Origin of the sequence: Larkinella rosea, from assembly GCF_003858635.1 — a bacterium.
Lineage (GTDB): Bacteria > Bacteroidota > Bacteroidia > Cytophagales > Spirosomataceae > Larkinella > Larkinella rosea.
Map to the genome: position 1 here is coordinate 1,833,115 of NZ_RQJO01000007.1, position 12,547 is coordinate 1,845,661.

12 protein-coding genes are annotated in these 12,547 nt (G+C 51.4%); 7 read left to right on the forward strand and 5 right to left on the reverse strand.

Annotated elements, in window-relative coordinates:
• Positions 1–4 precede the first annotated feature (4 nt).
• Positions 5–829: an HpcH/HpaI aldolase family protein gene (locus EHT25_RS07600; protein WP_124872883.1), complete on the reverse strand. Its 825-nt coding sequence runs from the start codon at positions 827–829 to the stop codon at positions 5–7.
• Positions 830–1,159: 330 nt separating this feature from the next.
• Between EHT25_RS07600 and EHT25_RS07605 the strand changes: the two genes are divergently transcribed.
• From EHT25_RS07605 to EHT25_RS07625, 5 genes are all read left to right on the forward strand, one after another.
• Positions 1,160–1,864 (forward strand): orotidine 5'-phosphate decarboxylase / HUMPS family protein, encoded by a 705-nt coding sequence (locus EHT25_RS07605; protein WP_124872885.1) that lies wholly within the window; start codon positions 1,160–1,162, stop codon positions 1,862–1,864.
• A gap of 62 nt (positions 1,865–1,926) precedes the next feature.
• A complete protein-coding gene (locus tag EHT25_RS07610; RefSeq protein WP_124872887.1) occupies positions 1,927–2,952 on the forward strand; it encodes a zinc-binding dehydrogenase in 1,026 nt (341 codons plus the stop codon).
• Between the two features lie 102 nt (positions 2,953–3,054).
• Positions 3,055–3,831 carry an SDR family NAD(P)-dependent oxidoreductase gene (locus EHT25_RS07615; RefSeq protein WP_124872889.1) on the forward strand — a complete coding sequence of 259 codons (777 nt, stop codon included), beginning with the start codon at positions 3,055–3,057 and terminating at the stop codon, positions 3,829–3,831.
• Positions 3,832–3,952: 121 nt separating this feature from the next.
• Positions 3,953–4,849: a sugar phosphate isomerase/epimerase family protein gene (locus EHT25_RS07620; RefSeq protein WP_124872891.1), complete on the forward strand. Its 897-nt coding sequence runs from the start codon at positions 3,953–3,955 to the stop codon at positions 4,847–4,849.
• A gap of 33 nt (positions 4,850–4,882) precedes the next feature.
• A complete protein-coding gene (locus EHT25_RS07625) occupies positions 4,883–7,222 on the forward strand; it encodes a right-handed parallel beta-helix repeat-containing protein (protein ID WP_124872893.1) in 2,340 nt (779 codons plus the stop codon).
• Between the two features lie 38 nt (positions 7,223–7,260).
• On the opposite strand, the gene queG is transcribed toward EHT25_RS07625, so the two are convergent.
• Positions 7,261–8,205 (reverse strand): tRNA epoxyqueuosine(34) reductase QueG, encoded by a 945-nt coding sequence (gene queG, locus EHT25_RS07630; RefSeq protein WP_124872896.1) that lies wholly within the window; start codon positions 8,203–8,205, stop codon positions 7,261–7,263.
• Positions 8,206–8,397: 192 nt separating this feature from the next.
• Between queG and EHT25_RS07635 the strand changes: the two genes are divergently transcribed.
• Together EHT25_RS07635 and dnaJ are read left to right on the forward strand one after the other, a co-directional pair.
• On the forward strand, positions 8,398–8,970 hold the full coding sequence (locus EHT25_RS07635) for a nucleotide exchange factor GrpE (protein ID WP_124872898.1): 573 nt from the start codon (positions 8,398–8,400) through the stop codon (positions 8,968–8,970).
• A gap of 83 nt (positions 8,971–9,053) precedes the next feature.
• Entirely contained in the window at positions 9,054–10,196 is a 1,143-nt protein-coding gene (gene dnaJ / locus EHT25_RS07640; RefSeq protein ID WP_124872900.1) for a molecular chaperone DnaJ, read from the forward strand.
• Positions 10,197–10,236: 40 nt separating this feature from the next.
• Here the strand turns inward: dnaJ and EHT25_RS07645 are convergent, their stop codons facing one another.
• The 3 genes from EHT25_RS07645 to EHT25_RS07655 form a co-directional block, all read right to left on the reverse strand.
• Entirely contained in the window at positions 10,237–10,590 is a 354-nt protein-coding gene (locus EHT25_RS07645) for a VOC family protein (RefSeq protein WP_124872903.1), read from the reverse strand.
• 313 nt (positions 10,591–10,903) lie between these two features.
• A complete protein-coding gene (locus EHT25_RS33115) occupies positions 10,904–11,368 on the reverse strand; it encodes a transposase (protein ID WP_229311461.1) in 465 nt (154 codons plus the stop codon).
• 486 nt (positions 11,369–11,854) lie between these two features.
• The gene (locus EHT25_RS07655) at positions 11,855–12,442 is read right to left on the reverse strand and encodes a DUF4082 domain-containing protein (protein WP_124872905.1); all 588 of its coding nucleotides are present in this window, start codon (positions 12,440–12,442) and stop codon (positions 11,855–11,857) included.
• Between the last annotated feature and the right edge of the window lie 105 nt (positions 12,443–12,547).

Below are 12,547 nucleotides of genomic sequence, written 5' to 3' on the forward strand. Positions count from 1 at the left end.
GGAATTACACGACAAGCGAAGGACCTTCACCAAGCGCGGCTTCGTCGCCAACGGCTTTTTTAATCGTGCCGATGTCATGCCGCAGCCGCTGCGCGAACAGGGCGACATCGAAGCTGTGCACCACCATGTTGACGCCCTCTTTCACCCACCGAATCTGGCGCTCGGGTTCCAGTGAAAAATGGATGCCGATGGAAAGCCCTTTGGCGCGCGTCGTGTGAATGATTTTCAGGACAGCAGCTTCAAAATCCGGATGATCGTATTGTTCGGGAATGCCCAGACTCACCGACAAATCGTGGGGGCCGATGAAAACCGCATCGAGTCCGGGAACCGACAACAAACTATCCAGCCGTTCCAGCGCCGGAACACTTTCGATGTTGGCGATGCAGATGTTTCCTGCATTGTGCGCGTCGATGTACTGCTTCAGGTCGTCGGGCATCTGCTCCTTTCCGCTCAGAAACCGGGCCAGCCGTTCGCCTTTCAAGGGACGGTATTTGGTGGCTCCCACCAGGTCAATAATCTGATCGACGGATTCGAGGTAAGGCGCAATCACGCCAACCGCTCCCCCATCAATGACCTGACAGGCCAGGTACGGATCAGGTTTCGGAATGCGGACAATCGGTGTAATGTGGTAAGCCCGGAAAATCTGACACAGTCGGGCGAGTTCGGCCCGATCCAGGGGAATATGCTCGGTATCTAAAAAAACAAAATCGAGACCCGCCCGCTGGAGTGTAATCGGCCACATTGGCGCAGTGGAGGTAATACAGGTGCCATAGACGTTCTGGCCCTTTTTTAGTTTTTCAAGTAACGTAGAATCCGGCGTAACTGCCATTTTTCAAAAGTTAAGGGATAAAAAAATAGTCTATCGTTTGACGTCAATAGTTTATCAAAGTAAGTAACTGAATGAAAGTGCGTTACATGAGTCCTTTCTTACGGTGAACGATAAACTTTAAACCGGGTAACCAATTCATGCGGGCGAGTTCAACCGCTCACCTCCATAGTACTTTCTCAACCCCGATTCCGACTATTTTCACTGGAATTATTTATCGGATAATGGTCTTTTTTGCAAAAAAATGAGTAGTCATTACAGAAAAAATGCATTGGTAGTTAACAGTGCCGACGTTATTATTTGGACCCTAATTCTTCAATTCAACCCCCTTTAATGAAACCGATTGTTCAAATTTCCCTGGACCTCACCAATATTGATGAAGCGCTCGAAACGGCAGCCCTGGCCATGCGCGCCGGGGTCGACTGGCTCGAAGCCGGAACGCCATTGCTGCTGGCGGAAGGTTTACACGGTGTCAAAAAATTACGCGAAGCCTTCCCGAACGTGCCCATTGTGGCCGACCTGAAAACGATGGACGGTGGCTATCTCGAAGTCGAGATGATGGCCAAAGCCGGGGCGTCGTACGTCGTGGTGATGGCGCGCGCCCACGCCGAAACCGTTAAATGCGTCGTAAAAGCCGGTCGCGATTTTGGCGTTCAGGTGATGGGCGACAACATGATTTCGACAGATATGGTCGCAGGGGCCAAATGGCTCGAAGATCTGGGGTGCGATTTCATCATTCACCACATCGGCTACGACGAGCGCCGGGGAATTGCCGCCCAGGGATTACGGATGCCGAGCCCGCTCGACCAACTGCGCGAAGTGGTGCAGGCGGTCAATGTACCGGTTCAGGCCGTTGGCGGGCTTTCGCTCGAACAGGCCATTCGCTGCCCGGAATACGGAGCTCCGCTCGTGGTGTTGGGCGCTCCGCTGACCATCGATGCCGACGCGTTCAAAACCGCCGACGGTGATCTGGAAAGCTCCCTCCGATTGATTTGCGAAAAAATTCACGCGTACGGCGATGTGCCCGTCGGAAGATAAAACCGGTATATCTGTGAGAAAAACCTTTTACCTTTCTCACAATTAACCCCTTAACTACCTCAATGAATTCTGCTGCTGTTGTCAATTTTGCTCCCGAGAAAGGCTCGGTTGAAATTCGTGAAATTCCGAAACCAACCATTGGCGAGGAAGATGTTTTGCTGGAAGTTGCCAACGTTGGCGTTTGCGGCAGTGACCTCCACCAGTGGACCGCCGACCATAGCTGGCCCGTTAATTATCCCGTTGTGCTGGGTCACGAATTTGGCGGTCACATCGTCGAAGTCGGAAGCCGGGTCGTAGGCTGGAAAGAAGGCGACCGGGTGGTGAGCGAAACGGCCGCCATCATCGACCCCAATAACCCGATGACCCGGCAGGGCCTTTACAACCTGGACCCGACCCGCAAAGGCTTCGGATACGGTGTCAATGGTGCGATGACCAAATACGTTCGCGTGCCGATGCGCATTCTCCACCGGGTGCCGGATTCACTGGCGTTTGAACAGGCCTGCCTGACCGAACCGTGTTGTGTAGCTTTTAACGCCGTGGTCGAAAATTCACGGCTGAAACCCGGCGACCGCGTCATCGTGCTGGGTCCCGGAACAATCGGTATTCTGTGTGCCGCCATGGCGCGGCTTTGTGGTGCCGAAGTGGCCGTTGTGGGTCTGGAAGCAGATCGTCACCGGCTCGCCATTGCCCAGCAATATGGGTGCGAAGCGATCATCGGCGACGCCACAGAATGGGCCAAAAAACGTGACGGTTTGGGTGCCGACTGCATCATCGATGCCGCCGGAGCCAGTATTACCCTAAAAATCGCGCTGCAACTGGTTCGGCCGAACGGACACATCACGAAAGTGGGCTGGGGTCCGCAACCGCTTGGTTTTTCACTCGATGCACTGGTGCAGAAAAACGTCACCCTTCAGGGCAGTTTCAGTCACAACTGGCCGATCTGGGAGCGCGTACTGGCCTTGTTAACCAGCGGTCAGCTCGACGTCAAACCGATCATTGGGGGCGTGTGGCCGATCACCGAATGGCACGAAGCCTTCGAAAAAATGCACCACGGCGAAGTGATCAAAAGCGTTTTAAAACCGGTATAGATGTATAGAGAAGAGAGGTGAGACAAGAGAGTAAAGACTTTCACTGGCCAGCGCCATTCTGTTTTTTGTCTCTTGTCTTTCTTCTCGCTTCTTTTTTCTAAGATGCGCTTAGAACAGAAAGTCATTATTGTTACCGGCAGTTGTACGGGCATCGGGAAAGCCATTGCGAAACGCTGCGTGGCCGAAGGGGCGCGGGTGGTTATCCACGGACTGGAACCGGAACTGGGTCAGGAAGTCGTGGACGAACTCGGTACAGCCAATGCCGTTCTGCACATCGAAGACCTGGCGGTGGAAGGCGTTGCGCAGCGGCTGGTCGACCGGGCCGTTCAATCGTTCGGTCGGCTGGATGCGGTCGTGAACAACGCGGCTCTGGTCGCTTCGTCGAATATTCACACCACCGATCTGGCTTTTTTCCGGCACATTCTGGAAGTGAATACCCTTGCTCCTTTTGCGCTGATTCAGGCTGCTTTGCCATTTTTAAAGGAAAACCGAGGGTGTGTGCTGAACATCGGTTCGGTCAATGGCTGGAGTGGGGAACCGGATTTGATGGCCTACAGCGTGTCGAAAGGAGCATTGATGACCCTGACCCGCAACCTTGGCGATACGCTCCACCGCGAAGACGGCGTCCGGGTCAATCAGATCAATCCGGGCTGGGTGCTCACCGAAAACGAAGCCCGGCGCAAGCATGAACACGGTATGCCTGTCGATTGGTACAAAGACATTTCGCCGGTTTTTGCCCCTTCGGGTCGGATTATCTGGCCCGATGAACTGGCCGCAGCCGCCATCTACTGGCTGGCCGATGAGAGCGGCCCGATCAGCGGCCAGATCGTTGATTTGGAACAGTATCCGTTGATCGGACGAAATCCGCCAAAAAATTAATGGTTTTCGGTTTACGGTTTTCAGGTTACGGTGGCTGACGCGTTCGTCGCTCCATGCGTCAGCCACCGTAACCTGAAAACCGTAAACCGAAAACGCTAACCCATAAACCTCAAAACTTATTATGCCTAAATTGGCTGCTTTCCCCAAAGCTTTTATGCAAGCCCTCTGCAAAGATGGCACAATGACGGTTTCTGAATGGATCGAACTGGCCGTCCAGCTCGACATTGACGGACTCGAATGGTACGCCGGTTTTCTGGAAATGGCGGACGAAAGTAACTGGCCGCGTTTCCGTCAGCAGGTGGAGAGCCACGGCAAGGTGATTCCGATGATGTGCTGCTCACCGGATTTCACGCACCCCGATCCGGCTTTCCGCGCCAAGGAAATCGCCAAACAGAAACACTGGATCGACATGACTTACGCGCTGGGCGGTTCCTACTGCCGGGTTCTTTCCGGCCAGCGTCGCCCCGAACTCACGATCGATGAGGGTGTTAGACTGGCCGTTGAATGCATCGAAGCCTGTTTGCCCTACGCCCGTGAACGCGGTATTACGCTGATCATCGAAAACCACTACAAGGACGATTTCTGGGAATACCCGGAATTTGCGCAGAAAATGGACGTTTTCTGTCAGCTGGTCGATGCCATTCATGACCCGAACTTTGGCGTCAACTACGACCCGAGCAATACGTACCTGGCGGGGGAAGAACCGCTGGAATTGTTGGATCGGGTGGCCAAGCGCGTGGTGACGATGCACGCCAGCGACCGGTTTTTGCTGGAAGGAACCATCGAAGATCTGCGCAAGGAAGAGGGTGGCGCCACCGGTTACGCCAAACGACTGAGCCACGGCGAGATCGGCAAAGGGCTCAATGATTATGACGCGATTTTTACTACCTTGAAAGGCGTTGGTTTCGACAGTTGGATCAGCATCGAAGACGGCGTTGATGGTATGGAGCAATTAGCGCGCAGTGTAGCTTTTCTCCGCCGGAAAATGGCGCAGTACTGGCCCGAGCAAACGGCCTGAAAACCGGTACGGTTTTGTAAATAATAACCTTTTATGCTCCGATGGTTGCTATTTTTTCTGGCCGGCACGTCCCTGATCGCCCGGGCGCAAAGCCGGTTTTACGTCGCGCCGTCGGGAAAAGATAGCAACCCCGGAACGGTGGCACTGCCGTTGGCCACGCTTGCCAAAGCGCTGGAAAAAGTCAAAACCGCTTCCCGGAATTCCGTTGAGATTTGCCTGCGGAAAGGCACGTATTATCTGTCGGAAACCGTACGGATCAATCCGGAAGTCATTCAGGATAAAACCCTGACCATTAGCAATTTCCAAAACGAAAAAGTTACACTAAGTGGTGGCCGAAACGTAAAACTCAACTGGCAAAAAACCGGTCTGAACGTCTGGACGACCCGCGTCGACGGGCTGTCTTTTGAGCAACTTTTCCTGAACGGGAAAAAGCAGATTCTGGCCCGTTATCCCAATTATGATGCCACAGCGCGCGTGTTCAACGGCACAGCCGCCGATGCCCTGAGCGAATCGCGAATCAGCGGTTGGAAGTCGCCCGAAGGTGGTTTTATTCATGCGTTGCACCAGGGTGAATGGGGCGATTTTCATTACCGGATTACCGGAAAATCGGACGGAAAACTTCAGATGGAAGGCGGCTGGCAGAATAACCGCCCTTCGCCCCTGCACGCCAAAGAACGGTTTGTCGAGAATATTTTTGAGGAACTGGACGCGCCCGGCGAGTGGTTTCTCGACCAAAAGACCCACCTCCTTTCCCTGATTCCACCGGCGGGCGTCAATGTAGCCACCGCCACGGTGGAAGTTTCCCAGCTTAACAAATTGGTGGCTTTAACCGGAACATCAGGTAAACCGCTTCGGCAAGTTACGATTCGTGGCATCCGGTTTGTCCAGACCGAGCGCACGTTCATGGAACCCTATGAGCCGTTGCTGCGGAGCGACTGGATGCTATTTCGGGGCGCAGCGGTTTTTCTGGAAAATACCGAAAACTGTCGGATCGAAGATTGCGAGTTCGCAGAGTTGGGCGGTAATGCGCTGATGATGAGCCGATACAACCGAAAATCGATCATTGAAGGCTGTCATTTTCACGAGATTGGAGCCAGTGCCATCAGCTTTGTCGGCGATTCGTCGGCCGTTCGGTCACCGGCTTTTCGGTACGAACAGTTTGTGCCGTATGCCCAACTGGATTTGAAACCGGGTCCGAAAAACGACCAATATCCTGTTGAGTGTGTGGCTGAGAATAATTTGATTCACCGCATCGGACGCATCGAAAAACAATCGGCGGGTGTGCAGATTGCGATGGCTTCCGGGATTGTTGTCCGGCACAATACGATTTATGAAGTACCCCGGGCGGGAATTAACATTGGCGACGGCACCTGGGGCGGTCACCTGCTGGAATTCAACGATGTGTTCGATACGGTTCTGGAAACCGGTGATCACGGTGCGTTCAACTCGTGGGGCCGCGACCGGTACTGGCACCCCAACCGAAAAACGATGGATAGTCTGGTGGCAATCCACCCCGAACTGATTCTGCTCGATGCGCAAAAAACCACAATCATCCGCAACAACCGGTTTCGCTGCGACCACGGCTGGGACATCGACCTCGACGATGGCAGCAGTAATTACCACATTTACAACAATGTGTTGCTAAACGGAGGATTGAAGTTTCGGGAAGGATTTAACCGCATCGCCGAGAATAATATCCTGATCAACAACTCGTTCCATCCACACGTCTGGTTCAAAAACAGCGGAGATATTTTTCGGAAAAATATCGTCATGCGACCTTATTTCCCAATTGGCATAACGGATTGGGGCAACGAAATCGATTACAATTTTTTTCCCGATCAGGCGGCACTGTTGAAAGCTCAAAAAGACGGCACCGATCTCCACAGCGCATTCGGCGACCCGGTTTTTGTGCAGCCGGAAAAAGGAAATTATCAGGCCCGAGCCAACAGTCCCGCCCTGAAAACCGGTTTTCAAAACATCCCGATGAATCAGTTTGGCGTCCTGAAACCCGCTCTGCGCGCCATAGCCCGAGCGCCGAAACTTCCGGTTTTGCTGGATCATCGGTTTGAAAAATCGGTGCAGGCACTGACCTGGCTGGGCGCTTCCATCCGCAACGTGCAGGGTCTCGGTGACCGATCCGCCTACGGTTTACCCGACGAAAATGGCATTATTGTGGAGAACATTCCGAAAGGAAGTCTGCTCGAAAATTCGGGGCTGAAAACCGGTGACGTCATCCGAACCGCCGGTCAGGAGGATGCGCCCAACATCGGGCGACTGGTGGCCATTCAGACGCAGGTTAACTGGACGGGCCATCTGGACGTTACGGTCATCCGCAACCAGCAGATTGTCAAATTATCGCTGCCGTTGAAATAGATTGAAACGGATAATCGGTGAAAATCTGTTGAATCCGCTCAATCCGCGTTCCCATCTATTTTCACAAACGAAATATTCCGTTTCAAGCCTTCCAGTTTGGTTCGCTTTACGGCGGAACGGCGGAAGATTTCCTGAAAAATCTCCTGCGTAATTTCTTCCCAATCGGTTTTTGTCATCTCACTCAGGCCCGGACTCGGGTCAAAAGCAGGAGTCGAGTGCGTGCGGGAAAACCGGTTCCAGGGGCACACATCCTGGCAAATGTCGCAGCCAAAAATCCAGTTTTCGAATTTTCCCTTTACCTCGTCGGGAATGGCCTCTTTCAGTTCGATGGTAAAATACGAAATGCACTTGCTGCCATCGACCACGTACGGGTCGCTGATGGCGTCGGTCGGACAGGCGTCGATGCAGCGGGTGCAGGTGCCGCAATAATCGGCCATTGGACCGTCGGCCACCAGCTCCAGATCCAGAATCAGTTCACCGATAAAGACAAAACTGCCCAGGTCGCGGGTGATTAGATTGGTATGTTTGCCGACCCAGCCCAACCCGCTTTTTTTGGCCCAAACCTTGTCCATAACCGGTGCTGAATCGACGAAAAACCGCCCGTTGACTTCGCCGATTTCCTCATGAACAAACGCCAGAAGTTCCTTGAGTTTATCCTTGATCACAAAATGGTAATCCGTTCCGTAAGCATATTTTGAGATTTTATATCCCCCGGTTTCCGATACGGTTTTTTCGGGATAATAATTCAGTAAAACCGTTACAACGGACTTGGCCCCTTCAACCAGCAACCGGGGGTCCAGCCGTTTATCGAAATGATTCGCCATGTAACTCATCTGGCCGTGCATCTGCCGGTTAAGCCAGCCTTCCAACCGGGGGGCTTCCGCTTCCAGAAATTCGGCTTTGGATACACCGCAAAAATCGAAGCCCAATTCGGCGGCTTTTGATTTAATGAGCTGCGTTCGTTTTTGAATCAATTCGAGCATAAAACCGGGTGAACCATGCGCATCTGACCCGCGTTTTGACCTAAACATGTCTGACACGTCGAGCACTTTCCTGTCAAATTTAACGGGACGAGTCCATGAATAAAAATGCCATCTTGTCAGTATTCTGAAAATTGGCAACTAATTTGCAACTTTTAAATCACTATGTGGTGGCGACGAAATACAACCAAGCGTATGGAAAATAAAGAAACGTTGAATAACGAAGAACCGGAATTAACCCAACAACCTGACAATACCGTTATCGATCCAGCAGTTGAATCTGACAATACGACGGATGAACCGGGCGAAAGCGCCATTTCTGAATTCGATAAAGTGACGGGAGAACTGGGCGATCTGAAAGATAAATACCTGCGGCTCTATGCCGATTTTGAAAACTTCCGTCGGCGGACAGCCAAGGAAAAAGTTGACCTCATTTCCAATGCCAACGAAGGGCTGCTGGTGGCGCTGCTGCCCGTCCTCGACGATTTTGAACGGGCATTGAAAGCGGCCGAAACCGCGTCGGATGTCGACGCCCTGAAAGCGGGGGTTCAATTGATTTTTAATAAATTTTACAAAGTGCTGGAATCCAAAGGGGTTAAACCGATGGAATCCGTAGGTCAGGTTTTTAATCCTGATCTGCACGAGGCAATTACTCAATTTCCCGCTCCCAGTGACGATCTGAAAGGAAAAATCATTGACGAAACCGAAAAAGGGTACCACCTGAATGATAAAGTAATTCGGTTTGCAAAAGTGATTTTAGGCTCCTGAACGATATACTATGCAATGAGGAATAGACTGAACGGTATAGATTTTCTACCCGCTTCAGTCTATTCGTTTTAAAGAACTTGTACATGGCTACGAAACGAGATTATTACGAAATACTGGGTGTCGACAAAAACGCTTCGCCGGAGGAGGTTAAAAAAGCGTATCGGAAGATGGCGATCAAGCACCACCCTGACAAAAATCCGAATGACCCCACCGCCGAAGAGAAATTCAAGGAAGCCGCCGAAGCCTACGATGTACTGAGCGATCCACAGAAAAAAGCGCGGTACGATCAGTTTGGTCATGCGGGCATGAACGGCGCGGGCGGAGGTGCTCAGTCGATGGATGACATTTTCTCGCAGTTTGGCGATATTTTCGGCGACGACAGCCCGTTTGGTAGTTTCTTCGGTCGCGGGGGGCAGCAGCAGGGACGACGCGTCCGGCGCGGTTCCGATCTACGGATTAAGCTGAAGCTGAACCTGCAGGAAATTGCCAATGGAGTTGAGAAAAAAATCAAGGTAAAACGCCACGTTTCCTGTACAACCTGCGGTGGTAACGGTTCCAAAAACGGTACGGCGGTCACGACCTGTAACACCTGTAATGGTTCGGGGCAGGTTCGGAAAGTAGTCAATACGATGTTGGGCCAGATGGTTTCGACCAGCACCTGCCCCACCTGTAACGGCGAAGGAAAAATGGTTACCGATCGGTGCGACACCTGTTTCGGCGAAGGTCGTTTGTTGCAGGAAGACGTGATTCCGATCAAGATTCCGGCGGGTGTCTCCGAAGGAATCCAGTTGTCCGTAACCGGAAAAGGCAACGTTCCTCCTCGTGGTGGTGTGGCCGGTGATCTGCTGATTGTGGTGGAAGAAGAGGAGGATGAGAACCTGAAACGCGATGGCAACAACGTGGTTTTCGATTTACACGTCAACTTTGTCGATGCCGCTTTGGGGACGTCCGTTGAAGTGCCGACCATTGACGGCCGGGCACGCATTACGCTCGAACCCGGAACGCAGGGCGGCAAAATTCTTCGTCTGAAAGGCAAGGGAATCAAGGAGTTGAATGGGTATGGCCGGGGTGATCAACTCATCCATATCAACATCTGGACGCCCAAAAACCTCAGCTCGGACGAACGCAGCACGCTGGAACGACTGCGCAATTCCCCGAACTTCCAGCCCAAACCGGGTAAAAACGAGAAGGGCTTTTTCGACAAAATGAAAGATTTTTTTCATTAGAGTGTATGTCGATTAAATGTTTAGTGAGCATTTGAGCTGCTCAGGTGAAAATGGGGCAATCCACAACAGCTTTCCAACACCGAATTCGGGCTTTGACAATCCGGCAAATTTTGACCCGCCCAATGGCGTGCTCAACCACAACCCGAAAACGAGATTTCGCCACGGCCTGGTCTACATCTTCCACCGGAAAATTGAGGAAGGTAAAAGTGGCCGGGGTATGATCCGGTTTCGGGTAAAGTAGTAGTTTGCTGCCACCGCCCAAGTGCAGTGTTAACAACGGTATTCCTTTGTGTTCCTCGGTAACTTCCAGTTTCAGCGTCTGCTGATAAACCATCTTGGCCTCTGGAAAATCATCGACAGAAAACCTGCTGAATGGGTTGGTGGTCGTAAACATTGTAACGGCTGATTGACGTCAATCGTGACTTGCCTGATTTCTACTGGCATCGATAGCGATCAACCCGTTTAATTTCAAGCAAAACCGATCTTTAAACAAAACCGGTTTAGGTGATGACCGATTTTGTTTAAAGATCGGTTTTGCTCATTTCCTGTCTTAGCCCCTATCAGTTGGACAATTCTTCTAAAATAGTTGTGCTGCAAACTATGGTTTCCTGATAGGTATCATCCCACCTTTGTTGCGGTGTTACAAAACCAATCGACCGATGAGACTACTTCCTGATTGGGTATCCAAGTGCCATCTAGCCGCGCGGTCATCTGACTGGGTTTTGCCCCTGGCAACCCTGTTCGGGGGTATAATAGGATACACTGCGAGGCAAATCCAGCCACTGGCATAGCTGTGTACGGCTGGTAGTCTGTTGATACTGAGTCATGAGTGCTAATTTTTCCGGGGTCCGATGGGTGTTTTTTAGCAATTCACTTTTGACCTCCAGTTCGAGGGCCTGTTTAGCGACGATCCGTTTTAAACGCCCGTTTTCTTCTTCTAGCGTCCGCAGTTTGGGATCAATTCGTGGATACGAATCCCTCAGGCCTTCTTTGCCCTTACTCAAATATTTCTGCCGCCACTTCCTAAGCAGTGAGGGGAATAAATTGTACTTCCGGCAAATTTCGGAATGGCCATTTCGCAGGGATTCCTGAACGATGGAGTAACGGTCCTCAGGAGTGAAATTACGTCTTACTTTGCTCGTGATTTTCTGAATATAATGGACTAATCGCACCGGCAACCCGGCTGTTTTTACAATTTTGTCCAGCGATTCAGGGGGCTAAGACACGCATTCAATAACGGATAGCACAAAAAGGGGATCAGAAGTGATTATTGATACTCATTTTCTGAACCAATATCCTGACCCAATATGAGCCCCTTATTTTGGGGTGTACTGATAAGGTTGTAAAGCTATGAATTGCTGATCAAGGCCGTGCGTCACGGTTTCAAGTAACGAAACGGCCCTATAACTGGCGTTGAAAACGATCCTTCCAACCATTTCCGATAGTTCTCCGCCAAAGAGAATGTGAAAAATGGAAGTCTCTCTGAGTTGTCGATGTACTGAAAGTGATTTCGAGCCACCGCTGCGGAGCAAGTCTTGAATGTGATCTTGTGTGATTGCCCATTTTAGTTGGAAACTGACAAGCTGTTTCAGGTTAAGACACTTTGTAAACCTATTTCAGTCGCATACGGGAAACAAACCTTTTTGACGGGCGGTGGTTCAGTCGGGGATAAACGTAAATTCAGGGAAGCCGTTAATTAAGCCGAACTCGTTCGCAGAGGAAGTTGGAAAGGCCGCTGTGCCGCCACCGCCGGAGCGGATAGCATGCATTGTTATGTTACCTTGGGTGGCGGGCAAAACATTGCTCCCACTGGCTTTAAAAGCTTGGGCGTACGATCCCTGGCTGCGCTGGCCCGATCGGTTATTGATGCTGATTACATATTTCTTGTTGATCGTCAGCGGCACAACGTCTGTGTTGGTGAGCGCTAGCTTGTCGGGTATCTCTTGTTCCACCGTTTTTTGTAGTAATACCTTCCCGCTATCGAAGTCCCAGACCGTGACTACATAAATACCAGCGTCAGGCAGTTTGCTACCCACCTGGGTGAGTTTACCGGAGACGGAACTGCTGAATACCACACCCGACTCCCGAAAGCTATTTCCCCGAATCTCCACTACTTTCAACGTCTGCGCCTGCTCGCTCAAGAAGGTAGTAATCGGGTTCTGGGCTGGTTTGACAGCTTCTTTCTTGTCACAACTCGTCAGGTTGGCGGCAAGCATTAGAAGTCCCAACACCCATAGATTTCTCATAATTTCAGAGGTTTATTGGTTTGGCAATTGCAATCCGCCCACTGCAACTTGGCGGAACCGTTTACTACATAATCCGGAGGCCATTGTTGGGCGATAGCAAGCGTA